Annotated in this window: 24 protein-coding genes; 14 read left to right on the plus strand and 10 right to left on the minus strand. The window is 59.5% G+C overall.

Annotation, left to right across the window (positions count from 1 at the left end):
* Positions 1-106 (plus strand): hypothetical protein (locus IE038_RS24390; RefSeq protein WP_229775624.1); only part of this gene is annotated, 106 nt, incomplete at its 5' end.
* 115 nt (positions 107-221) lie between these two features.
* Here IE038_RS24390 and IE038_RS03655 read toward each other — a convergent pair.
* Positions 222-1,214, minus strand: coding sequence for a GlxA family transcriptional regulator (locus IE038_RS03655; protein WP_189395159.1), 993 nt, complete (start codon positions 1,212-1,214; stop codon positions 222-224).
* Between the two features lie 136 nt (positions 1,215-1,350).
* On the opposite strand from IE038_RS03655, the gene IE038_RS03660 reads away from it, so the two are divergent.
* Both IE038_RS03660 and IE038_RS03665 read left to right on the plus strand, forming a co-directional pair.
* Positions 1,351-2,463: an S-(hydroxymethyl)glutathione dehydrogenase/class III alcohol dehydrogenase gene (locus IE038_RS03660; RefSeq protein ID WP_189395160.1), complete on the plus strand. Its 1,113-nt coding sequence runs from the start codon at positions 1,351-1,353 to the stop codon at positions 2,461-2,463.
* Positions 2,464-2,533: 70 nt separating this feature from the next.
* Entirely contained in the window at positions 2,534-2,917 is a 384-nt protein-coding gene (locus tag IE038_RS03665) for a VOC family protein (RefSeq protein ID WP_163931446.1), read from the plus strand.
* 234 nt (positions 2,918-3,151) lie between these two features.
* Here IE038_RS03665 and IE038_RS03670 read toward each other — a convergent pair whose 3' ends face one another.
* The 3 genes from IE038_RS03670 to IE038_RS03680 form a co-directional block, all read right to left on the minus strand.
* Positions 3,152-3,469, minus strand: a complete 318-nt coding sequence (locus IE038_RS03670) for a DUF6124 family protein (protein ID WP_189395161.1) — start codon at positions 3,467-3,469, stop codon at positions 3,152-3,154.
* Positions 3,470-4,527: 1,058 nt separating this feature from the next.
* Positions 4,528-5,163: a LysE family translocator gene (locus IE038_RS03675; RefSeq protein WP_163931449.1), complete on the minus strand. Its 636-nt coding sequence runs from the start codon at positions 5,161-5,163 to the stop codon at positions 4,528-4,530.
* Between the two features lie 180 nt (positions 5,164-5,343).
* Positions 5,344-6,408 carry an SDR family oxidoreductase gene (locus IE038_RS03680; RefSeq protein WP_163931452.1) on the minus strand — a complete coding sequence of 355 codons (1,065 nt, stop codon included), beginning with the start codon at positions 6,406-6,408 and terminating at the stop codon, positions 5,344-5,346.
* Between the two features lie 73 nt (positions 6,409-6,481).
* On the opposite strand from IE038_RS03680, the gene IE038_RS03685 reads away from it, so the two are divergent.
* From IE038_RS03685 to IE038_RS03705, 5 genes are all read left to right on the plus strand, one after another.
* A complete protein-coding gene (locus IE038_RS03685; protein ID WP_189395162.1) occupies positions 6,482-6,886 on the plus strand; it encodes a MerR family transcriptional regulator in 405 nt (134 codons plus the stop codon).
* A 545-nt stretch (positions 6,887-7,431) separates the two neighbouring features.
* A complete protein-coding gene (locus IE038_RS03690; protein ID WP_163931456.1) occupies positions 7,432-8,121 on the plus strand; it encodes a B3/B4 domain-containing protein in 690 nt (229 codons plus the stop codon).
* A 12-nt stretch (positions 8,122-8,133) separates the two neighbouring features.
* Positions 8,134-9,027, plus strand: a complete 894-nt coding sequence (locus tag IE038_RS03695; protein WP_189395163.1) for a dihydrodipicolinate synthase family protein — start codon at positions 8,134-8,136, stop codon at positions 9,025-9,027.
* A 62-nt stretch (positions 9,028-9,089) separates the two neighbouring features.
* Positions 9,090-9,725, plus strand: a complete 636-nt coding sequence (locus IE038_RS03700; protein WP_163937148.1) for a LysE family translocator — start codon at positions 9,090-9,092, stop codon at positions 9,723-9,725.
* A gap of 104 nt (positions 9,726-9,829) precedes the next feature.
* Positions 9,830-10,453 carry an FMN-binding negative transcriptional regulator gene (locus IE038_RS03705; RefSeq protein ID WP_163937139.1) on the plus strand — a complete coding sequence of 208 codons (624 nt, stop codon included), beginning with the start codon at positions 9,830-9,832 and terminating at the stop codon, positions 10,451-10,453.
* Between the two features lie 253 nt (positions 10,454-10,706).
* Here IE038_RS03705 and IE038_RS03710 read toward each other — a convergent pair whose 3' ends face one another.
* Entirely contained in the window at positions 10,707-11,573 is an 867-nt protein-coding gene (locus IE038_RS03710; protein ID WP_163937136.1) for an SDR family NAD(P)-dependent oxidoreductase, read from the minus strand.
* Positions 11,566-12,090 (minus strand): nuclear transport factor 2 family protein, encoded by a 525-nt coding sequence (locus tag IE038_RS03715; RefSeq protein ID WP_189395164.1) that lies wholly within the window; start codon positions 12,088-12,090, stop codon positions 11,566-11,568. The genes IE038_RS03710 and IE038_RS03715 overlap by 8 nt, the downstream gene beginning before the upstream one ends.
* 367 nt (positions 12,091-12,457) lie before the next feature.
* On the opposite strand from IE038_RS03715, the gene IE038_RS03720 reads away from it, so the two are divergent.
* Together IE038_RS03720 and IE038_RS03725 are read left to right on the plus strand one after the other, a co-directional pair.
* The gene (locus tag IE038_RS03720) at positions 12,458-13,909 is read left to right on the plus strand and encodes an IS1182 family transposase (RefSeq protein ID WP_163937145.1); all 1,452 of its coding nucleotides are present in this window, start codon (positions 12,458-12,460) and stop codon (positions 13,907-13,909) included.
* 524 nt (positions 13,910-14,433) lie between these two features.
* Positions 14,434-15,363, plus strand: a complete 930-nt coding sequence (locus IE038_RS03725; protein ID WP_189395165.1) for a LysR family transcriptional regulator — start codon at positions 14,434-14,436, stop codon at positions 15,361-15,363.
* Here IE038_RS03725 and IE038_RS03730 read toward each other — a convergent pair.
* Both IE038_RS03730 and IE038_RS03735 read right to left on the minus strand, forming a co-directional pair.
* On the minus strand, positions 15,354-15,797 hold the full coding sequence (locus IE038_RS03730) for a GlcG/HbpS family heme-binding protein (RefSeq protein ID WP_189395166.1): 444 nt from the start codon (positions 15,795-15,797) through the stop codon (positions 15,354-15,356). The two genes, IE038_RS03725 and IE038_RS03730, sit on opposite strands and share 10 nt — an antisense overlap.
* Positions 15,798-15,799: 2 nt before the next feature.
* A complete protein-coding gene (locus IE038_RS03735; protein ID WP_163937131.1) occupies positions 15,800-17,143 on the minus strand; it encodes a metal-dependent hydrolase family protein in 1,344 nt (447 codons plus the stop codon).
* 261 nt (positions 17,144-17,404) lie between these two features.
* Here IE038_RS03735 and IE038_RS03740 point away from each other — a divergent pair, with 261 nt between their 5' ends.
* Positions 17,405-17,785 (plus strand): nuclear transport factor 2 family protein, encoded by a 381-nt coding sequence (locus IE038_RS03740; RefSeq protein ID WP_163937128.1) that lies wholly within the window; start codon positions 17,405-17,407, stop codon positions 17,783-17,785.
* Between the two features lie 73 nt (positions 17,786-17,858).
* On the opposite strand, the gene IE038_RS03745 is transcribed toward IE038_RS03740, so the two are convergent.
* Both IE038_RS03745 and IE038_RS03750 read right to left on the minus strand, forming a co-directional pair.
* Complete coding sequence (locus IE038_RS03745) at positions 17,859-19,016, minus strand: alpha/beta hydrolase family protein (RefSeq protein WP_163937125.1); 1,158 nt, start codon at positions 19,014-19,016, stop codon at positions 17,859-17,861.
* A 182-nt stretch (positions 19,017-19,198) separates the two neighbouring features.
* The gene (locus IE038_RS03750) at positions 19,199-20,137 is read right to left on the minus strand and encodes a LysR family transcriptional regulator (RefSeq protein WP_027916890.1); all 939 of its coding nucleotides are present in this window, start codon (positions 20,135-20,137) and stop codon (positions 19,199-19,201) included.
* A 275-nt stretch (positions 20,138-20,412) separates the two neighbouring features.
* On the opposite strand from IE038_RS03750, the gene IE038_RS03755 reads away from it, so the two are divergent.
* From IE038_RS03755 to IE038_RS03765, 3 genes are all read left to right on the plus strand, one after another.
* Positions 20,413-21,354: a VOC family protein gene (locus tag IE038_RS03755; protein WP_189395167.1), complete on the plus strand. Its 942-nt coding sequence runs from the start codon at positions 20,413-20,415 to the stop codon at positions 21,352-21,354.
* 3 nt (positions 21,355-21,357) lie between these two features.
* Complete coding sequence (locus IE038_RS03760; RefSeq protein ID WP_163939784.1) at positions 21,358-21,705, plus strand: Rieske (2Fe-2S) protein; 348 nt, start codon at positions 21,358-21,360, stop codon at positions 21,703-21,705.
* A 139-nt stretch (positions 21,706-21,844) separates the two neighbouring features.
* Complete coding sequence (locus IE038_RS03765; protein ID WP_189395168.1) at positions 21,845-22,969, plus strand: FAD-dependent oxidoreductase; 1,125 nt, start codon at positions 21,845-21,847, stop codon at positions 22,967-22,969.
* Positions 22,970-23,062: the final 93 nt, after the last annotated feature.

The raw sequence follows: 23,062 nt of genomic DNA on the forward strand, positions 1-23,062 counted from the left end.
CCCGGCGACTGGCGTCATGCGTCATGCCGATGCCGGTTATCAGATCGCCATCGATTGCGCCAAGGAACAAGGCCTGAACTTGCCGATGATTACCGGAACACGCTGATGCAAAGGCCTATGCGCAGGTAATACATCGTTCTCAGGGGCGAAACTTGCGCATGGGCCCTCTACCGGAAGGCAGGTATTCAAACAACTAACGTCGTTGCTTAAACGAATGAAAGTCAGGTGCCAAGGAAGCGTTCTTGGTATTGCTTGGGTGTTACAGACAAGTGCTTTTTGAATATGTTGCGCATTTGGTCAGTGGTTGCAAATCCACACTTGAATGCCACGCTTTTCATTGGAAGTCCGCTTTCACTCAGTAAGCGCCTCGCTTTATCAACTCTGGCTTTCTCCAGGAACTCAGAAGGGCAGACGCCCACCTCTTTATGAAAGGTCCTCGTAAAGTTCCTCAGGCTCATCGAAGCGTGATTAGCCATGAGCGATACGCTGATCTTTTGATCAATATTGTTCAATACCCACTCTTGAACTGCACGCATGCCTGAAGCCTGGGTCATCTGGCTCGTCAGGTTGGCGCTGAACTGTGACTGACCACCGGGCCGCTTCAGGAAAATCACGAGGTCTTGTGCCACTTGCAGCGCAAGGTCATGACCGAAATCAGCTTCGACAAAGGCAAGTGCCAAATCCACTGAAGCGCTTACGCCTGCTGACGTCCAGAGGTTTCCTTCATGAATGAAAATGGAGTCGATGTCGACCTGGATGCCGGGGTAGTTCTGTTGCATGACCTCAGCCATTCTCCAGTGAGTGGTTGCCCGCTTGCCATCAAGCAGGCCAGTTGCAGCCAGGAAGAACGCTCCTGAGCAGAGGGCGGCAAAACGCTCAACGCTCAATGCAACGCGTTTAGTCCACGCCACAATCTCCGATTGCTCTTCGATGATTCGCTCAATTTCGTGTGCGCCAACGACCAGAATCGAATGGGGAAGCGATTCATCGTCCAACGTGTGAGTTGCAGTTAAGGACATCAGCGTATCTGAGGGGATAGGCCCTAACTGTGTTGAGACAATTCTAACCTCGTATCCGGGCGCCTTTCCCTGTGCTTCCAAGTGTTTATTTGCATACGTGAAGACTGTCATGGGGCCAATGGCCTCGAATGACTTGAATTCAGGATAAATCACGATATCGATTGTTCGGCGTGTGGCCGTATCAGAACGGAGCATACTTACATCTCTTATTTAGTGCTTGGCCCGATTTCATGCCAGCTTGGCCGAATTCAACGCCATTTTTATCAGCGTAACGAGTCGGATTTTCTTATTGTAGGGGCACCTGAATAACACACGGTAGGTACCCGTTACCATGATAAAGTCGCGCGCAGCTGTCGCTTTCGGACCGAATGAGCCACTTAAGATCGTTGAAGTTGATGTCCAGCCCCCAAAAGCCGGCGAGGTTCTGGTTCGGATTGTTGCGACTGGCGTTTGCCATACTGATGCCTACACCTTGTCTGGCCAGGATTCAGAAGGCGTGTTCCCTTGCATTCTCGGTCATGAGGGCGGTGGCATTGTCGAAGCGGTAGGCGAGGGCGTGACCTCTCTGCAGGTCGGCGATCACGTAATCCCGCTCTACACGGCTGAATGCCGAGAGTGCAAGTTCTGTAAATCCGGCAAGACCAACCTCTGCCAGGCTGTACGAGCCACCCAAGGCAAGGGTTTGATGCCTGACGGCACCACCCGTTTCTCGTACAACGGCGAGCCTGTTTACCACTATATGGGCTGTTCGACCTTCTCCGAGTACACCGTGCTGCCTGAAATTTCCCTTGCGAAGATTCCAAAGGAAGCGCCGCTGGAAAAGGTCTGCCTGTTGGGTTGTGGTGTGACCACGGGTATCGGTGCTGTACTCAACACCGCGAAGGTGGAAGAGGGCGCTACCGTAGCCGTCTTTGGTCTGGGAGGTATCGGTCTGGCAGCGATCATCGGTGCCAAGATGGCAAAGGCTTCCCGCATCATTGCTGTTGACATCAATCCGGCCAAGTTCGCTATTGCAGAAGAACTGGGTGCCACTGACTTCATCAACCCGAAGGAACATGATCGGCCGATTCAGGAGGTCATCGTCGAGTTGACCGATGGTGGTGTCGACTACTCCTTTGAATGTATCGGCAATGTCCAGCTGATGCGCGCAGCACTCGAGAGTTGCCATAAGGGTTGGGGGGAGTCGACCATCATCGGCGTCGCCCCGGCCGGCGCCGAGATTAGTACTCGTCCTTTCCAATTGGTCACCGGCCGAGTGTGGCGTGGTAGTGCCTTTGGTGGCGTTAAAGGCCGTACCGAACTGCCGAGCTATGTTGCCCAGGCAGAGAAGGGCGAGATCCCACTCGACAAGTTCATCACCCATACCATGGGGCTGGAGCAGATCAACGACGCCTTCGCACTGATGCACGAAGGCAAGAGTATTCGCACAGTCGTCCACTTTTAAATGATTCTCCGGTGCTTCACAGGAGGTACCGGCTTCTTCCTACAACACCCCACCTGCAATGGAGACTTTCATGTCGATTTTCACTCACGTAACTGTTGGCACCAATGATCTGGTCAAAGCCCGTAAGTTCTACGACGAAGTGCTAGGTAAGCTGGGTTTCAAGCGCCTTGCTGATCTGGGCGACAACGGCTCGATCTGGGGCGTGGACAAGCCCGCTTTCTTTGTACTCAAGCCAGCCAATGGCCAGCCGGCCAGTGTTGGCAACGGCGTGACCGTAAGCTTCGAAGCTCAGAGTCGTGCCCAAATCAACGCCTTCCACGACGCAGCACTGAGTGCTGGCGGTAAGGACGAAGGCGCGGCAGGTACGCGTGACTGGGCACCGAATGCCTATGCTGCATATGCCCGTGACCTTGATGGCAACAAGCTTGCTGTTTACTGCTTCAAGGCCGAGTAAGACCGCTTAAGCGGCACTCATTGGGTGCCGCTTTCTTCGCTCTGCTATGGCTACTGCTGTACGCGATCCATTTTGCTCAAACTGTATTTCCCTCCGCGCCTTGATCATGGCGCCCACTGGATTTCCTGAAGCGTTATCCGCGTCCATGGCGGCATACCTCGCCTGTCAGTACATCTACCGCCTGATAATTGCACACACCAAAAGGCAGCGGCTCAGCCACTGCCCATTTTGCTGCTAGCGCAGTTCCGGCCTTGATCGGTCGGTCTCCATACCACCGAGCAACGCCTGCACCAGCCCTTGTGCCATTTCGACAGCCGTGCGGGTGGACCAGAGCAGATGACGGGTTTCGTTATCGACCACCTGACAGGCTTGTTCGTTGGTGGCGTAGGCGGAACGTAGCAGGATGGTGAGGTGGATCAGCACGTCTTCGACGTTGAGCCCGGCGCGAACACTGAACAGCGGATCGTGGCTGTCTTCGCAGGAACCGAAGGTAGCGCAGGCGGTGGTTTTCAGTATGGTGGTGGGTGGGGGATCGGGGACTATCTTGGTCATGGTGACGCTCCTAGAGTATTGAACCACCACCTATCGCTACCAAACGAATGGGTGACGGCTGTACACAGGTTGGTAGACCGGGACTCTAGGAACCCAGCGCGCACGAGGGCGCCCTGCGCACAGCCGCCATAACACGAAGTAGCAGACACAAAAAAAGCGCCAACTAGTTCGGATGGGGCGCTTGCACGCCATAGAGTAAGCGGGCTACCAAACCCGTTCGCTGGATTTACAGCGACTGTAGAAGGTTAACGGTGCAGAGATTTGGATTCAAGCGCTGGTATGGATGAACTGATACGAATGCCCTTGATGCCCATCAAGGGTGGCAGTTGTACGCGGGTTGACAGGCCAGGCTCCAGGTCCCGGCGCACCCGAAGGCGCCCCACGCACAACCGCCATAGCACGAAGCAACAGGCACGAATTAAAGCACCTGCTGAACGAGAGTTGGGCTGCTGAAATCGGCCGCTGTATTGGGCGCAATGCGGAAGAGGGTAATTGGGCTGAAGTGTGTCTTCAAGCGCAGAAATGTATGAACTGATGCCCATCAAGGGTGGCAGTTGTACGCGGGTTAGCAGACCAGGGATCAAGGAACCCGGCGCACCCGAAGGCGCCCCACGCACAACCGCCATGACACGAAGCAACAGGCATGAATTAAAGCACCTGTTGAACGACGGGTGGGCTGCTGAAATCGGCCGCTGTATTGGGCGCAATGCGGAAGAGGGTAATTGGGATGAAGTGTGGACTCAAGCGTAGGTGCGTATGGAGTCTCCCACAGGACAGTGTTGGCCTCAGCCCTTGCACATTCACTGTGGGAGCGGGTTCACCCGCGAACACGGGTGCAGCCCGTGCCATGCTACTGGGGTAATTGAGTGTTCTCTATGGGGAAAGCAGCCATCCACCATCGACAGCTCACCAGCAATAGCAGTTGTTCAGCCTGAAGCCCAAAAAATAGGCTACCCCCCTTGCAGCATGGTAGCCCTGGTGTTGCTCCAGTCAGGACAACACCTGTCCCATCAGAGTCATTGCATTGGCGTCGTGGACCAAGCAGTGATGACCGACACTCAGGCAACCTTGGCCTGAACGGTAAACAGGCTCGCGCCCAGCGCCATGAACGAGGCGCCGAACAGCCGGTTCATCAACCGCGCACGGTTCGGCGAGGCGAGCTTGCGCCGCAGCACCTGGGCCATGGCCACATAGAAGGCATGGGAGACGATCGAGCAGGCCGCGAAGGTCAGCACGAGAATGCTCAACTGCACGTTCGAGTCACTGCCCGGGCGGATGAATTGCGGCAGGAACGCGGCGAAGAACAGGATCGCCTTGGGGTTGGTCAGCGCCACGGTCACGCCGCTGAGCATCAGTCTGTTGTGGGTGGAGGTGCGCCTGGTCGGCTGGTCGAGCTTGTCGAACGCACTGGTGCGGCTCTTCCACTGCTTGATGCCCAGGTAGATCAGGTAGCTCGCGCCGAGCACCTTGAGCAGCAGGAAGGCCGTCGCCGACGCCTGCAGCAGCACCCCCAGCCCGGCACTGATGGCGGCGGAGATCACCAGCAAGCCGAAGGCGTTTCCGAGCGAGCCGAGCATCGCCCGCCGCGGCCCATAGGCCACCGAATTGGATAGCGCCATGATCACCCCGGGACCTGGGGTCAGGGTAACCAGCATGGCGACGACGACAAAACCGAACCAATCGTGAAGCGACATCCTTGTACATCTCCTAGGGAACACCACATTGACCAGCGGACTGTAACAGATTGTTGCCCGGCTCACGCTTGAATACCGGCCAGCACAGCGCTTTGCCGGAGCGCAATCTGCGCCTCCGATCGCGCGCAGTAGAGCATAGGAAATTTGCTATCTCATCGAAGAGTGCCTGACGTGGTTGGCTCAATTGGGCAGGTGACCCTCGACGTAGTGCACCGTCTTTTCCAACATTCGCGCCATGTCGGGATGTGTTAACTGATACTTCCGCTCCAGTTGCTTGCTCTGACTCATGTCGAAGCGCTGCGTCTGAATAAAGTTCAGTGACTCGGCGCTGATCGCGAGTCGGGCCGCGAGTCCGGGAATCGTCAAAAGCCACCTCAGCACCCTTATCGCTACATGGCGGCGGGGGGCCTTGACCTTCAGTGTCATTGCGATCTGCTGAAGCATCCCCTGTACGTTCGGTGTGCGCTCATCGAGCGCCAGCACCTGCCGGTTGGCCATCGAGGGATCGAACGCCACGCAGGTTATCATCGTCACCAAGTAATCGACGCTGACCAATGGCAACCAGTGCGCGGCGGAACCGGGGACGGCTTTGAACCGGCCGTGTGCCAGATTTCGAATGAGCTCGGCCAGCGGTTGCCCTTCCGGGATGTGACCACTCTCGCTGTGGCCACACACTGTAGCAGGATGAACGATCGTGTAATCCGCGCCCGCTTCCTGCATGTAACGAATGACTGCGAAGTGGGACTCGAGCTTGCTGCCTTCATAGCCACCTACACGGCCGTAGACTGCGGGCCAATCTGTGTTTTCAGGGCGCTCGTTATCTACCCCGATACTGGCAAGGTGGGTAAGGTTCTGCAGCATAAAGCCGCCCACCATCAACAATCGGATACGCTGGCTCGCCGCAAGCCTGGCGACGTTCAACGCCCCTTGCACATTGATTGTGCGGGCGCGCTCCATTGTAAGCCCCCAGGAAAATTGCGCCGCGAGGTGGAACGCCACAGAGGCCGAAGACACACGCTGCTTGTCTGCCTCGCTGAGCCCAAGCCCCTCTCTGCTGATATCGCCCTCAACGGCATGGATGTACGCGGGGTTACCGCCCAGTCGGCCTACCTGCTCCCTGAGACGCTCAATGTTTTCAGGGCTGCGCATAAGCACCCACGTCGTGTGCCCTGTCGCAGTAAGACGGGCCAGTAAATGTTGACCCACAAACCCACTGCCGCCTGTGACGAAGCATTCAATGCTCATGCCTGACTCCTTGTTTGGATGATGGGCGCAGGCTAAGGTGTAGAGCCTGCTCTACAGTCAAGGGGTTTTTAGTGTGAACATTGGGGAGTTGGAGCGTCGCAGTGGCGTCGGGCGCCATGCGTTGCGCTATTACGAACAGCTCGGGCTGATCGTGGCCCATCGACAGGCCAACAACTACCGCAGCTACAGCGATCAGACCGTTGTTGATTTGGCATTCATTCAGAGTGCCCAGAGCGGGGGATTTTCACTCGCTGAGATCGGCGACATCCTCGCGGCCAAGCGGGGTAATACGATCGATTGCGCTCAAGGCGCGGCCTTGGTCGCCAGCAAGATGGCCGAAATTCAAGCGAAGATCACCACCCTGCACACCGCGTATGTTTTTTTGGAAGCGGAGCGTGCAAAGCTTGAAGCCAGTGCCATTGCCAACGGACAGACTGTTCCTTACCTGCCTGTCCATGAGCATGCCTCGAGGCCATAGCCTCCGTGCAAGGCCATTCAGCGTGGCCCCAGCACCTTGGACTTGCCTTGCAAGTACGCATGGCGAACCCTGAGTCGTTTGAAGGTCCTCACAGGTCTGCTGGCCGATTACTGCTGGTGTCGAATGGCTGTTCAGGGTCGATAGCTGTCAGTGGTGACCGGCTGCTATCGACCCTTAGCTGCCTTTCGCAGAGAGCGGAAAATGGCCAGAAGCGGACACTTAGGCAGCAGAGTCTTTGAGGTGAAAGTGACGGAATGTCCATCACCTCAATCCCCGTGTATCTCTCCTCACATTCCATCTCGCGCGTTCGTGCATTCGCGTGCGTTGATTAATCTAATAAGAAAATCTTATGCGTCATGATGGTAAATCATTAGATCTAATGGCAGGGACGGATTAAAACTCCATGCATTGATCACCTTCACTGCGGAGATAGCTACATTGAAATGCAAACTGAAATCGCTGGTTCACACCCTCAATACCCTTTGCTCGGCATGGGGCAGCTACACCATGAGAAACCTTCAGCGTTAGTAGCCGTGGAGGCCAGCATGTCATTTGTCGCTCCGGTTCTTGATCCCCAACTAGCTAAGATCGCACCAGGTTTCCGAGCGCTGAGTATCAGCGTGGAAGCTTCGCTGATCGAACACCCCCAGGTTTCTACAGACGCTCTTGAAAAGGCTTGTGAGTCGCTGGTCGCGGACACCCCGGTTTGGGCTGAGAGTCATTTGGCTGCGTGGGCCAATACATTCAAGCTGTTCGGCGCTAAACCACAGCGCACCCCGTGCTCAGCCGAAGCATTGCGCAAGCGAGTCCTGCGAGACGGGAGCCTTCCCAGCATCGATCCCATTGTCGATTTGTACAACGCAATCAGCATCAAATACGCCATACCCGTTGGCGGAGAAGATTTTGATGCCTACATAGGTGCTCCACGTTTAACCATCGCCGATGGCACTGAGCTGTTTGACACAACCAAAGATGGCCGTGCGGCAAACGAGTCTCCAGAAAAAGGCGAAGTCATTTGGCGAGATGATCACGGTGCGACTTGCCGACGCTGGAACTGGCGTCAGGGCACCCGGACCCGGCTTGATTCGAACGCGAAGCGGATGTGGTTCATTCTGGAGAGTCTTCCTGAAATGCCCATAGAGGCCCTGAGGGCTGCTGGGGATGAGCTGAGCAGCGGACTTCAGCAGATGATGCCAGAGGCAAAAATTGCATCCCAATTGATTGAGTTTTACTGACCGGAGAAACAAATGCTCACAGGTCTTAGCGCTTTTCCTCTGACGCCCGTTACTGAATACGGAATTGAAGCACGCGCCTATATCGAGCTAATCAAACGCTTGGTGGATGCTGGGGTCGATTCTATTGGGGCCTTGGGCTCGACAGGCAGCTACATGTATCTCAATCGCCTGGAGCGGGCGCAAGCTGCTCGGCTCGCTGTTGAACACGCTTCTGGGATTCCTGTCATGGTTGGCATAAGTGCGTTGAGTACGCGGGATGTGCTGCTCCATGCAGAGGATGCTCAGGAAGCTGGCGTTGATGCAGTGCTGCTGTCCCCGGTCTCTTATCAAAAGCTCAGCGATAAAGAAGTGTACGGGCTCTACAATGCAGTGGCGCGCAATCTGTCAGTGCCTCTGGTTGTCTACGATAATCCCGGGACAACAAATTTTGTGTTCAGCGATGAGTTGCATAGTCGCATTGCCGAACTGCCCAATGTTGCATCGATCAAAATTCCTGGCGTGCCTGAAGATCCTGTCCGCGCCAGAGATAGAGTTGATCGACTTCGCAACCTGATTCCTGAGCATGTGACCATTGGTGTCAGTGGTGACTCATTGGCTGCGACGGGTTTAAACGCTGGTTGCGATATTTGGTACTCCGTGATCGGCGGGCTATTTCCTGAAATTGCAGTGGCCATCACTCGCGCTGCCCAAAAAGGGAATGCAAACGAGGCCAATCAGCTCTCCAGTAAACTCCAGCCTCTTTGGAGCCTATTCAGTAAGCACGGTGGTAGTTTGCGCGTGATAGCAACAGCAGCCACATTGCTCGGACGGGCTCCTGATCGAAACCTGCCTTCTCCCCTGTTACTCCTTGAGGGAGAAGATCGCTCGGCTCTACTCACAACGCTGAACCAGCTTGATCTTGTGTAGCGATTTGAAGTCGAATCCGGTCAATGGGTATTGACCGGATTCATATGTGGGAGAGCGTTCAAATGTCATTCGACTTCAACCACCTGTTGCTCGTGCTGACCGTCTACGTAATCGGCGCGGCCAGCCCTGGCCCTAGCAACATGCGAATCATGGGGGTGGCCATGCATCAAGGGCGGCGCCCAGCCCTGATGCTCGCATTCGGTGTTATCAGTGGCTCTTTCTTTTGGGGAGGCATGGCCGCAACAGGTATCTCGGCAATCTTGACGACCTTTGCCCAGGCAATCATCGCTCTTAAAATCGTGGGCGGAGCTTACCTTCTTTTCCTTGGTATCAAGGCCGCTCGTTCGGCACTGACTACGGACGAGCATATGAGCAAGAAGGACGCTACTGCGGCCAGTGTCTCGGGCTTCAAATTGTACAAACAGGGATTGATGATGCACTTAACCAATCCCAAGGCCTTACTCGGTTGGGTAGCCACAATGACCTTAGGGCTGGGGCCTCAAGCATCGACAACGACCGTTGCGATCACTCTGGCTTGCTGTGCTGTGTTAAGCATCACTATTTTTGGTGGATACGCCTTGCTTTTCTCAACGGCACCGATGGTTCGGGCTTATCGACGTGCACGCCGAGGCATCGAAGGCACGCTGGCTTTAGTATTCGGCGTCGCAGGCATAAACCTGCTGCTTTCCAGGCAATGACGGCTATGAGCCCAAGCGTGTCTTGGCATTATTGTCTGGCTTTGAGAGCACTGCTTTGGCGCCTGAGTCGCTAAAGTCTCGTCAATGTACATGGGGCATAGCTGATGTATTTACCATCGCACTTCAGTGCAGCAGATTCAGAAAAACTGCATCAGTTAATTGCGCAGTATCCGTTTGGCACGATTATCACCCATGGCAACGAAGGATTGGATGCTAATCACCTTCCTTTCGACCTCGACACAGGCAAAGGAAGGCTGGGAACACTGCAAGCCCATGTGGCTCGTGATAACCCTCTTTGGCGAGAGGTACAGCCTGATCAAGAGGTGCTGGTCATCTTCCGCGCAGGTGACGCCTATATTTCACCTCAGTGGTATCCCAGCAAGCAGGAGCATCAGAAGCAGGTACCGACCTGGAATTATCGAGTAGTGCATGCACACGGAAAAATTCGAGTGCTTGATGATGTGAGGGCTGTTCGCGGCATCGTTGCCAGACTTACACGAACGCACGAATCGTTTCAGAAACAGCCTTGGAAGATGACTGACAGCCCAAAGGACTACATGGATGACATGCTTCGAAGAATAGTCGGAATTGAGATTGAAATAACTCGGCTCGTTGGCAAATTGAAGCTCAGCCAAGATGATGAGCGCCGGGACGCCCAGAGTGCCGGCAAAATTTTAATTGAGCGAGGCGAAGAAGAGGTCGGGTCAGCGATGATCCCCCATGCCTAAGCAAACCGAGCGTCTTAATTTTAGAAATTTAGCGGGAGTTATGAGCGTCCGCTTCTGGCCGAAACCGGGCCGCAATAAAGGTCCGCATTGGGTCAAAGGCAGCCTTCACGATTGACCACCCTCGACCCAGAGCGTGTAAAAACACCTTGTCGAGCACGCGCCATGATTTCCGAGGATTTCACCACAGGGATTGCCCATGAGGTGCTTTATCCAAGGTGAACATCAAGGCCAAGGCACCTGACCCGCGATCTCGCTACTCGACAATCGCCGGATGTGCCTGGAATGGACTGCCCAGCGTGTCGCGATAGGACGGCGGCTGTTGGCCATTCAGATCGACAATGCCGTAGGTCATCGCGACTTCTGCCCCGATGAGGACCTGTCCGGATTGCGTCATCCGGTCAGGGTCGCAATACAGCGCGTGAATGACCTTGCCGGTGAACTCCGGGCTTTCCATGACGAATGAAAAATCCTCGTAGCGATGCGGGTGGTCTTGCAATGCGCGTATCGTGCGCTCCGTGCGCAGCGGACCCATCCAGATGGACACCACTGCGACATCGTAGGGGCGAAAGTCCACGGCCATGTCTTTGGCGAACTTGTCGACACCGGCTTTCTGCGCGCCATAGGCTGCGCCGTGCATGTAGCAGTTCGCGCCAAATGACGAGGTGAACACGATCAGCCCGCCACGACGTTTGGCCATCAGCGGAGCCGCGTACCAACTCGCCACATAGGCGGAGCGTAAACCGACGTCGAGGATCTTGATGAGATCAAGCGACTTCTCCCAGAACGGTCCGGGGTTTATCAATTGATCGTGTAGAAACGTCGCATTATTGACAAGGATGTCGAGCCGCCCGCTCTCGCGCTCGACCTGCTCGAAGAGGCTGCGCACCTGTTCGTCATCGGCGTGATCACAGGCGACGGCGATGCCCTTGCCGCCTAATGCGTCGATTTCGCGTGCCGTCTCGTGGATCGTGCCTGGCAACGGCGCATCGCCCTCGTTCTGCGAGCGGCCTGTCACGTACACCGTCGCGCCCGCCGCGCCGAGTGCGAGCGCAATGCCTTTGCCGGCACCGCGCGACGCGCCTGTTACAACCGCGACCAATGGGCTGTGATCGTTACTCATCTGCAGGTGCTCCCGTTTCTGTGGCGCTCGCCTGAACACCGGCGAAGCGCACACCGGGCTCGGTTTCCTCATAGCTGGCGATCAGCGTGGACGTCACCACGCAGCGCGTGCTGCTGATCGTCCAATGGCCGTTGATCTTGCGGTACTCGTCGTCATAGTGCGCGCCAAGCTGGGTGATCACTCGCGATTGCGTGTCGATCATCTGGTAATGCAAACCCCAGGTGCCACGGGCGTGCGTGTCATCAAGCACATCGATCTGCGGGTTGACGCCATGGTGCATCTCGACAACATGCGGATGGCAGCCGAGCTGTTGGAAAATCGCCACGAGTTGGTCGCGGTCTTCGAACACACCGATCCGGCCGTAGTCGATAAGCACCGGGCCCGGCGCGAAGCAGTCGCGCATGCCCTGTGGATCCTTCCGGTCGCAACACGCCAGGTAGCGCGCCTTGAGACGGCGAATCGCTTCGACATCTTCGAGCGTGCGCAGGCGGGTTTCCAATTGATCAATTGAGGTCATGCCATCTCCTTGAGCCAGAGTGTGCCCAGGCACCATGGTACAAGTGCGACCGCCTCGGTTATTCATCCATACAGACGATGTGGTTCACGTGCCGGCATGATGATGGGCACTGACAGAAATGGTATTGCAGGCTCACCGCGCAGGAGCTGCGCTTGGGCCGATCGCATTCGCGCGGCAGATTCAGTCGTAACGCCATCGCCTGACACTTTTTTCAAGCCATGCCTGCGCACCAAGCTGGAACAGCGACAGGAAACTGAAACGGCATGCGCTGCTGATTCGACGTAATGGTTTGACGCTGGGGCAAGGGCTGCAATCGACCCAGAGTGTGTAAAAACGCCTTCGTGAACCCTTGCTATGATTTCTGAGGATTTCATCGCAGGGATCGCCCAAGAAGCGCTTTATCCAAGGTGAACATCGAGGCCAAGGCACCTTACTTCCCGAGAGCCTCGACGACTACGTCAGCGATACCAACCCGGTGCGCGTAGTCGACGTCTTCGTCGATGAACTCGACCTGGCCAAACTGGGTTTTGACGGTGCCATTCCAGCCGACACTGGCCGACCTGTTTACCATCCTTCGGTCTTGTTGAAGATCTACATCTACGGCTATCTCAATCGCATTCAGTCGAGCCGACGCCTGGAGCGAGAAGCCCAACGCAACGTCGAACTGATGTGGTTGACCGGGCGTTTGATGCCGGACTTCAAGACCATCGCCAACTTCCGAAAAGACAACAGCAAAGCCATCAGAGGCGTCTGCCGCCAGTTCGTCGTGTTGTGTCAGCAGTTGGGACTGTTCGGAGAACATCTGGTCGCCATCGATGGCAGCAAATTTAAAGCCGTCAACAACCGCGACCGCAATTTCACCAGCGCCAAACTGAAGCGGCGAATGGAAGAAATTGAATCGAGTATCAATCGTTACCTGACGGCACTCGATGCTGCTGATCGGCAAGAACCAACAGCTACCGAGCCCAGCGCCGTGCGGCTGGAAGAGAAAATCGCCAAGCTCAAAACTCAAATGAAAGAGCTTCAGGCGATCGAAATTCAGCTCAATGAATCACCGGATAAACAGGTCTCACTGACCGATCCAGACAGCCGCTCCATGATGACGCGCGGCACGGGAATTGTTGGCTACAACGTGCAGACAGCGGTCGATACGGAGCACCATTTGATCGTTGCGCACGAGGTGACCAACGTTGGTTCCGACCGCGATCAACTCAGTTCAATGGCCAAGCAGGCCCGCGAGGCGATAGCGTCAGAAACGTTGTCGGTGGTGGCGGACCGAGGTTATTTCAAAAGCGAACAAATCCTGGCTTGTCACGATGCCGGCATCACCGCCTATGTGCCCAAACCGATGACCTCTGGAGCCAAGGCTGACGGGCGTTTCAATAACGATGCCTTCGTCTATGACGCGGCAAAAAACGAATACATTTGCCCCGCTGGAGAGGCGCTGATTTGGCACTATTCGTACGTTGAAAAAGGCATGAAGTTGCATCGTTACTGGAGTTTGAAATGCCAGGACTGCGCGTTGAAATTGCAATGCACACCGAGCACGGAACGACGTGTTCGACGCTGGGAGCATGAAGCCGTATTGGAGGAGATGCAGCTTCGGCTAGGCAAAGCACCAGAGATGATGCGAGTCCGAAGACGGACCGTTGAGCATCCCTTCGGGACGCTCAAACAATGGATGGGTGCAACGCACTTCCTGACGCGAAAGCTGGCCGGGGTGAGCGCGGAGATGAGCTTGAATGTGCTCGCCTACAACTTGAAACGGGTCATAAAAATCATCGGCACCCATCACTTGATGAAGGCGCTAACGGCCTAAAAACCGGTCTGTTTTTACGTCTCCCGATGATCTGGCGCGTTGCTGGGGCGCTTTAGCTCATCAGGAAGGGACATCGTGCCTTGATCAGGCTACGAAGCCGGACAGCCACTCAGCCTTGAAGATCGAAACGGGATCTAGCGTTTTTACACACTCTGGGTCGATAGCAGCCATTGGCGATAGCTCCCAAGCAGGGGGATGTGCTCCCCGTAACCCCCCCCTAACACCGCCAAGCACCCCTGAAAAACTGCATATCCATGACATCCAGAAGGCAGACGAGGGCGAGTCATCTGTGAGCCAAGTTTCGGGAATGGGAAGCGATTGGCAGAACGCCGGGGAGGGTGCGTTGGCTAGGGGGGATGGGCCGAAAATCGGTTCCAAAACTGAAACGGCGACCCTTTTGGTATGCGGCCTGTAGCCATGCCGTTTCGTCTTTGTTTTGGAATCGATCAAGTATCGCGCCAGGCGATACCTGCCAGCGCGAAATACGCATTCTTGCCCAGGCTTATTCGCGTATAAGCCTGTTCATGCGCTATCGACGTCTGGACCTCAACCTGCTGGTCGCCCTGGATGTGCTGCTCGAAGAGTGCAGCGTCAGCCGGGCTGCGCAGCGCCTCAACCTTGGCCAGTCAGCGACCAGCGCTGCACTGGGCCGGTTACGCGAGCACTTTCAGGACCCGCTTTTGCTGCCGGTAGGGCGTGGCCTCGAACCGAGTGCCCTGGCGCGCCAACTGGCACCTAAGGTGCGCGAAGTGCTGAGCCTGACGGGCGAAGTGGTGGAGATGTCGGCGGCATTCGACCCCGCCCGCTGTGACCGGCGCTTCATCCTGGTGGCCTCGGACTATGTGGCGGCCACCCTGGTTCCGGCGGTCAGTCGTACCCTGGCGCGGGTAGCGCCCGGTGTGTCGCTGGTGGTGCGTGACCTGCCGCTGCCGCGTGACGGCGATGTGGTGGCCGAGGCGCTGGACTATCGACGCAGCGACCTGGTGATCGTGCCGCAGCCGCGCATCAACCCGCGCTACCCCCACGCCTCGCTGCTCCAGGATGAGCTGTGTTGCATCGTCTGCGCAGACACTCCCGGCTACCAACAGGGCCTGAGCCTGGCCGACTACTGTGCGGCCGGGCATGTGGTGCGCGAATTCAGCCATGGCCAGAACCTTTCGCTGGACACCCAGCACCTGCGCGAGATGGGTATCGAACGGCGACTCGATGTGGCAGTGCAGAGCTTTGCCCTGATGGCTGAATTCGTCGTCGGCACGCCGCGTATTGCCACGCTGTTCCGCCGCCAGGCCGAGGCGCTGGCGCGACGCTACCCCCTGCGCGTGCTGGCGTCGCCCATTGTCTTTCCGGTGGCCTCGCAAGTCCTGCAGTGGCAGCCGCAGCAAGCCTCTGACCCGGCCCTGGCCTGGCTTCGCCAGGTGCTGACGGAGCAGGCCGAGGTGCTGGATCAGGGCTGATGGTCGCCGGTATCTGCGACCAGCCCGTGGCTTTCGATGGCCAGCAGGGCGCAGCGCTCGTCGTTGTCCGAGGTGTCGCCACTGACGCCGATCGCACCCAGGACACGGCCCTCGGTATCACGTATCAGGATGCCCCCGGGCACGGGAATCACCTCGCCGTCGGTTAGGCAGTTGATGGCCGCGAAGAACGCCGGCATCGCTTGGGCACGGCGAGCCAGTTCGCGGCCACCCAAGCCCATGCCCAGGCAACCACGGGCCTTGCCGGTAGCGATCTGCGGGCGCAGGAAGCTGGCCTGCTGGTCGCGCAGCACCGCCAGTGGATGCCCTGCGCTGTCGAGCACGGCGGCTGCCAACGGCCGCATGCCCAGGGTGTGGGCGTGGCGCAGGGTGGTGGCGGCCAGTTGCGCGGCCAGTTCGAAGTCCAGAGTAGGCATGTTCACAGGCTCCATTTGCCGAGTTCGGCTACGCGGTCGCGGGTGTAGAGGTCGGTCCATTTCAGCGAGTTGAAGTCAGACACCTGTTTGGGGTTGTAGCCGGTGCGTTGCAGGCGCACCGGCTCGCCGGCCTTGTACACGGCCAGCAGGCGACTGCGGTCCTGGAGGATGCGGATGTCGTCCAGGGGCGAGCCGTCCAGCACCAGCAGGTCGGCCTGTTTACCCGTCTCGAGCGTACCGAGGGTCTCGCCCTTGGGCATCAGCCGGGCACCGACGTTGGTGGCGGCGTACAGCGCCTCGGCCGGGGTGAAGCCCAGGCGTCGTACCAGCAATTCGAGTTCGCGGGCATGCCATTCTCCATAGGGTGTGATGGCAAAGCCGCTGTCGCTGCCGCAGGCAAAGGGCACGCCGGCAGCCTTGGCGCGCTTGAGTACCGGTGTGCCCACCTCCAGCGTGCGTGCGCAATAACCGGCGTAGCCGGTGCTGATGGCGGGGTCGTGGGGCTGGCAGAAGTCCACGGTGTTCTGTGGGAAGGTCATGGTCGGTGCCAGCACGCTGCCTGCCTCAAGCAGCGCCTCGATGCAGGCATCGTCCATGTAGAAGGCGTGGAACACCAGGTCTACGCCGGCCTTGGCGGCATACATGACCGCCTCGCGGCCATAGGCGTGGGTGGCGACGCGGCAGCCGAGGCGGTGGGCCTCATCGACCATTTCACGGGTTTCGTCGGCGGTGAAGGCGGCGATGATTTCACCGTTGGGGCGACGGTGGGTGCCGTCCATGGCGATTTTAATCAGGTCCACGCCATCCTTGGCCTGCTTGCGGATCTGCGCGATGGCTTCGGTACGGCTGGTGACCAGCGCGGCGGTGAAGTATTCCGGCGCGCCGACACGGCTGGGGAACCAGTCGTTCAGGCTCTGCCGGTTGGTGATCACGCGGCTGCTGGCGGCGATGCGCGGCCCCTCGAACAGGCCGGCATTGACCGTGTTGCGCACGGCGATGCTGAGCTGGCCGCTGTCGCCGGGGCAGACCATCGAGGTCACGCCTGCGGCCAGTACGTGCTGGGCAAAGAACAGGCCGCGCAAGGCGCGAAATTCGTCGCTGGTCCAGATGTCGATGTCCTCTTCGCTCTGTGCATTGCCGAACGCCAGGTGGGTGTGCACATCCACAAGCCCAGGCATGACGAAGTGCCCCTGGGTTTCACGGTCACCAGGCCGGGGGCGCGGTGCCTCTGCGGTCGGCCCGACATGGCGGATCACGCCGCCTTCGATGATCAGCGTGTGCAACGGGCGGGCCTGCAGGCCTGTGCCGTCGAACAAGGTGGAGCAGTGCAGATGAAGGGCGCTCATGGACGAATTCTCCTCGTCTTGTTGTTTGCCGGCAGGCTAGGCCGTGAGCGCTGCCACGCACCAACAGATGCTGTAGATGGCCCGCCATCGATGCCGTCGATACCTGGCCAAGCCCTTGTCCTTTCTGGGCTGCACGGGAGAAGTCGAGGGGACTCAGCGAGTATCGGCAGTGGCGATGCCTGGCATGGCGATTGGCGACTTTTCCTCGGGGCAGGGGTGGGGCGAGGATGCGCTCGCCAATCAATCACCGAGGACAATTCCATGAAGGCTATTCACGATCTGTTGCTGGGCCTGGAGGCCGAACGCCAGCGGGCCCTGGTACAGGAAGATCATGCCCGGCTCCACACGCTGTTCGACGATGACCTGCTGTACGTGCACACCACCGGGCTGGTGCAGGACAAGGCGCAGTACCTGGACTATGCCCGTGACGCTGTGCACTACCTGGCGGTAGAGCGTGGCGAGTTGACGGTGAGGGTGTTTGCCGATGGCCTGGCGCTGATGAGCGGGGCGCAGTGCAACCTGCTGCAAAAGCGTGGCGGCGGCGAGCCGATGCGCGCCGAAGGCTTCGCCACGCAGCTGTGGGTGAAAGGCGAGGAGGGGTGGCGGATTGCAGCGTTCCACGGCACGCGGGCACCGGCCTGATGACGCGGTGACCCGCTAGCAGGTACCCGGTCAGCCCTTGATGAGGCTGGCCGGGAACTGTCGGCGAAGGAGGTCAGGCGGTATGGCCACCGAGGGTCTCGGCGACCCAGTCGGCGATGTAGTGGCCGGCGTTGATGCTGTTGTCGAAGCTGGAGTGCTGCACGCCGCCTTCGCGGTCGGTGAAGATCTTCAGCTCGCGTTTCGGGCTGTTGACCAGTTGCTCGTAGGTGCGATGCGCCCATTTGAGCGGGATCTGCGAGTCTTTCTCGCCGTGGGTGACCAGGAACGGCACGCGAATGCGCTCCAGTACGCCGTCCAGGTGCACGTTTTCAGCGATACGCATGAAGTCGTCCATGTCCTTCGCTCCCCAGACCCAGCATACGTGTGCCCAGTAGTGTGGCACCGGGAAATTGCCTTCCTTCTCCAGGCGGCGCTTCTGCACATCGCGCCAGTCGTGGTTGGCGCCCCACACCACTCCGCAAGCGAAACGCTGCTCGAAGGCCACCGCGCGCGGGCAGTAATAGCCGCCCAGGGAGACACCCTCCAGGCCGATGCGCTTGGGATCGACGTCGGCACGGGTTTCCAGCCAGTCCACCACGCGGCTGGCCCAGTGCTCGCTGTCGTAGCGCGCGGTCAGGCCGTGCAGGCGCAGTGCTTCGCCAGTGCCGGGCTGGTCGATGATCAGCGACGACACGCCGCGCTTGGCCAGCCAGGCGGGCAGGCCGACGCGGTACTTCATCTCCTTGGTCGAATCCAGGCCATTGACCTGCACCAGCAGAGGCGCTGGGCCGCTGACGCCCTCGGCGCGCACCAGCAAGCCCGAGAGGTGCTTGCCCTCATAAGGGATTTCCACCCGCTCGCAGTTTTCTGCGGACAGGTCGATACCTCGCGCGAAGGTGTCCAGGAAGCGCTGGTACAGGTCTGCGCGACCCGGCGCGCCATGGGCCTGCAGGCGTTCGCAGGTGAGGTAGTAGGTGGCGGCGCGGTTGTATTTCTCACCGGCGGAGAGGCGTCGGCCAGCCGCTTCGTCTTCCTCGGCCAAGGCGCAGAGTTTGTCGGCCATGTTCGACCAGGTTTCCCTGAAGGCCTGGGTACCGGCAGCATCTGGCTGCTTGGCGGCTTCCAGCAGCGGTGCGCACATTTCTTCGATTTCGCCCATGCGGGCGCCCATCTCGATGGCCAGGTCCACCGAGAGGTTCCAGACGTAGTTGGTGGGAAAGTAACGGAACATTTTTTGTTGTCCTTCTGCGGTCGTTGGGTACGGCGCCCAAAACTGCGGCAGGCACGCAGGGCGCGGTTCGCAAGCAAGGTACGTAGGCAGGGCAGGGCGGGGCCAATCGTGATAAGGGATGCGAGGTATCGTGAAACGCGATGCCCCGGCACCGTTGCGGTGGCCGGGGCGATGGTGGCGGTTCAGGCGGTGGCGCGCAGGGCACCTGGCTGCGTCTCGGCGCGCTGGATGAACTCGCTGATGCGCTCGCGCAGCCAGCGGTGCATGGGGTCACCCTCCATGCTGCGGTGCCAGAGCATGAACTCGCGCATCACCGGGATCTTCACCGGTGGCGGCAGGATACGCAGGGGCAGATAGCCGGCGTACAGCTCGGCCAGGCGACGGTGCATGGTGGCGATCCGCGGGGTGCCCACCAGTAACTGGGGCAAGGTGTTGAAGTCGTTGGTGATCACTTCCAGGCGGCGGTTGAAGCCGTACTGGTTCATGAACCAGTCTTCGATACTCAGGTGGCGGTTGCGGCCAAAGCCCACCGAGATGTGCCCCATCTGCATGTACTGCTCCAGGCTCAACTGCTCGCCGACCTCGGGGTTGTCGCGCCAGACCATGCAGACATGGTCTTCCTCGAACAGCAGCTGTGCCGGATGGCCGTCGATCAGGTAGCGCTCGGGCACGATCATCATGTCGACCTCGCCGCGCATCAGCAGCTCGGCGCTGCCGTCGCCGGGGCTGATCATTTCGAAGGTGATGTGCGGCGCCTGCTGGTGGATTTTCTGGAGAACCTGGGCGAACAGCACGCTGATCAGGTAGTCCGAGGCCACCAGGCGGAAGTGCCGCTTGCTGCTGGCCGGTTCGAACACCGGCTTGGCAGTGATTGACGAACGAATGGTCAGCAGCACCTCGCGCACCGGCTTGGCAAGCTCCAGGGCGTAGGGCGTGGGCTGCATCTTGCGGCCGACCTGCACCAGCAGTTCGTCCTCGAAGAAGGTCCGCAAGCGGCCGAGCACGCCACTGGTGGCCGACTGGGTCATGTGCAGGCGTTCGGCAGCGCGGGTGATGTTCTGCTCATCGAGCAGGATGTCCAGGGCAACCAGCAGGTTCAGATCAAGGTGGTGAAAGCGCATGTGATAGCTCTCGGTTCTTGTAGTTATTTTCGCGATACCTTCCCGCTGGATTACCGATACGTCAATACCTTCCCCTTCTGCAGCCAGCCAACGCCAGGCGCCATGGGCTGGCGCACAGGTATCGCGATTGCCGATGCCTCGCATCCCGACACGCGATTGGTCACCCCGGCCCACCACCGAGCAACCTGCGCTCCAGTCGAACGGCCGCCATGCCGCCGCGACCCACTACCGGTGACCCTGGCTCGCCGAATAACAATTTCAATGGAGTGGTAGCCATGAACATTCTTGGTCTCGACGCGCTGGTATTCGGCGTCGACGATATACAGGCCTGTGCCGATTGCCTGCGTGACTATGGCCTGAAAGCCGTTCAATTGGACGCCGACGGTGGCCGTTTCGAAGCGCTGGACGGTACCGCGATCATCATCCGCCGCGGCGACGACAGCCGCCTGCCGCCAGCGCTGGGCCCTACGCCGTCGCTGCGTGAAACCATCTACGGCGTGGCCGCCGCGACTGACCTGGAGGCGATCGCCGACGAACTGGGCCGTGACCGCGCGGTGCACCGTGACGCCGGCGGCGCGCTGCGTACCGTCGATGACCTGGGTTTCGCCATCGCCTTCCAGGTGACCTGCCGCCGCGCCTTCGAAGCGCCGGCTGACCTCACCAATGCCCCTGGCAGCGCGCCGCAGCGCCCGCTCAACCAGCTGGGCATCGCTCCAGACATGCCGGCCCTGCCACGCACCTTGTCCCACGTGGTGTACTTCGTGCCCGACGCGGCCAAGGGCGAAGCGTTCTATCGCGACCGCCTGGGCTTCGTCACCACCGACAGCTTCATCGGCGTCGGCCCGTTCATGCGCACAGCCGGCATGGACGACCACCACTGCCTGTTCATGATCCAGACGCCGCCGCACATGCAGGGCTGCGAGCACTTCACCTTCCACATGGGCAGCGGCACCGAGGTGCTGCTGGCTGGCACGCGCTTCCAGCAGAACGGCTGGACCAGCTTCTGGGGGCCAGGCCGTCACCTGCTGGGCTCAAACTGGTTCTGGTACTTCAACAGCCCGCTCGGTTGCCACATCGAGTACGACGCCGACATGGACAAGCACGATGACGAGTGGGCGGCGCGCCAGGCGCCGATGTCGGCTGACAACTCGCAGCTGTTCCTGTTCACCTCGCGGGAGAAATGGGCACCGAGCGGCCCACCGCCGAAGCAGGGTTGAAGCATGGGTTGCGTGGCGCTGTGCCGGCTCGATGCGCTGGGCGAAGGCCAGGCGCGCGGCTTCGACCCGCAGGGCAGGGGCGCGGACAGCTTGTTCGCCCTGCGCCACCGGGGCCGGGTCAGGGTCTACCGCAACCTTTGCCCGCACCTGCTGGTGCCGTTGGAGTACCGCAAGGATCGCTTCCTGAGTGCCGATGGTCAGTGGGTCGTGTGCTATGCCCACGGCGCGCGCTTCCGGCCCGAGGACGGCGCCTGCGTCCACGGCCCCTGCCGTGGCGAGGCCTTGCAGGTGCTGGTGCACCAGGAAACGGACGGCTGGCTGCTATTGCCGTTGGTGCAGCTCGAACGCTGACCTATCGCGCCGCGCGATAGGTCGCATCCCGCGACGCGATTGGTCAACGCCCGGCGCAGCCGGGAAGCTGTGCCCAGGCACAGGAAACGGTCGCCTCGCATGACGGGGCGGACAACAAGAACAAGACGTGAGACATGCCATGAATACTGTGAACAACGTACTGATCGTGGGTGGCGGGATTGGCGGGCTGTGCGCTGCCATCGCCCTGCGCCGCAAGGGCATTGCCGTCGATTTGGTCGAGTTGAAGACCGAATGGACCGTCTACGGGGTCGGCATCATCCAGCAGAGCAACGTGGTGCGCGAGATGCACCGTCTGGGCCTGCTCGAGGCCTATCTCGATGCGGCCTACGCCTTCGAGGATGTGGCCATCTACACCACCGAAGGGCAGCAGCTGGCGCGCTTCCCCGGCCAGCGCCTGGCCGGCCCGCAGTACCCGGCCAACGTCGGTATCTCGCGCCGCGCCTTGCACAAGGTGCTGAGCGAAACCGCCATCGAACTCGGCACGCGGGTGCGCCTGGGCACCTCGGTGGAAAGCGTCGAGCAGGATGCCAGCGGCGTGGATGTCCTGTTTAGCGACAGCAGCCAAGGCCGCTACGGGCTGGTGGTAGGTGCCGATGGCTTGTTCTCGAAAGTGCGCGGCTTGCTGTTCGGCGACCAGTACCAGCCGCGCTTCACCGGCCAGTCGGTGTGGCGCTACAACTTCCCGCGGGCCGCCGGCATCGACCATCTGGCCAACTACCAGGGGCCATCGGGCAACGCTGGCCTGGTGCCGCTGGCCGATGACCTGATGTACCTGTTCACCACCTCGCATGAGCCCGGCAACCCCTGGATGGAGCCCGCCACCCTGGCGCAGGACCTGCGCCAGCGCCTGGCCGGTTTTGGTGGGCTGATCGGCGAGTTGCGCGAGCTCATCGATGACAGCGCCGAGGTCGTCTACAAGCCGTTGGAGGCGGTGTTCGTTGACGAACCCTGGTACCGCGGCCGCGTGCTGCTGATCGGTGATGCCGCCCATGCCACCACGCCGCACCTGGGGCAGGGCGCCGGCATGGCCATCGAGGATGCCGTGGTCCTGGCCGAGGAACTCACCACCGACGGCAGCCTCGACGTACAGCTGCAGCGCTTCATGGGCCGGCGCTTCGAACGCTGCAAATTCATCAGCGAGATGTCCCTGCTGGCCGGCGAGAAGGAGGTCCAGCGTGACCCGTCCTTCGACCGCATCGGCTTGGTCAAGCAGATGCTGGAGGTTACCGCGCAACCGATCTGATTCCCTGACTGGCGCGCCCTGCCTGCCTGGCGCGCCGGCCCCTACGCCAACACCGACGCACAAGAACAAGAACAAGAACAAGAACAAGAAAGA

This window comes from Pseudomonas laurentiana (assembly GCF_014648275.1).
Taxonomy (GTDB): domain Bacteria; phylum Pseudomonadota; class Gammaproteobacteria; order Pseudomonadales; family Pseudomonadaceae; genus Aquipseudomonas; species Aquipseudomonas laurentiana.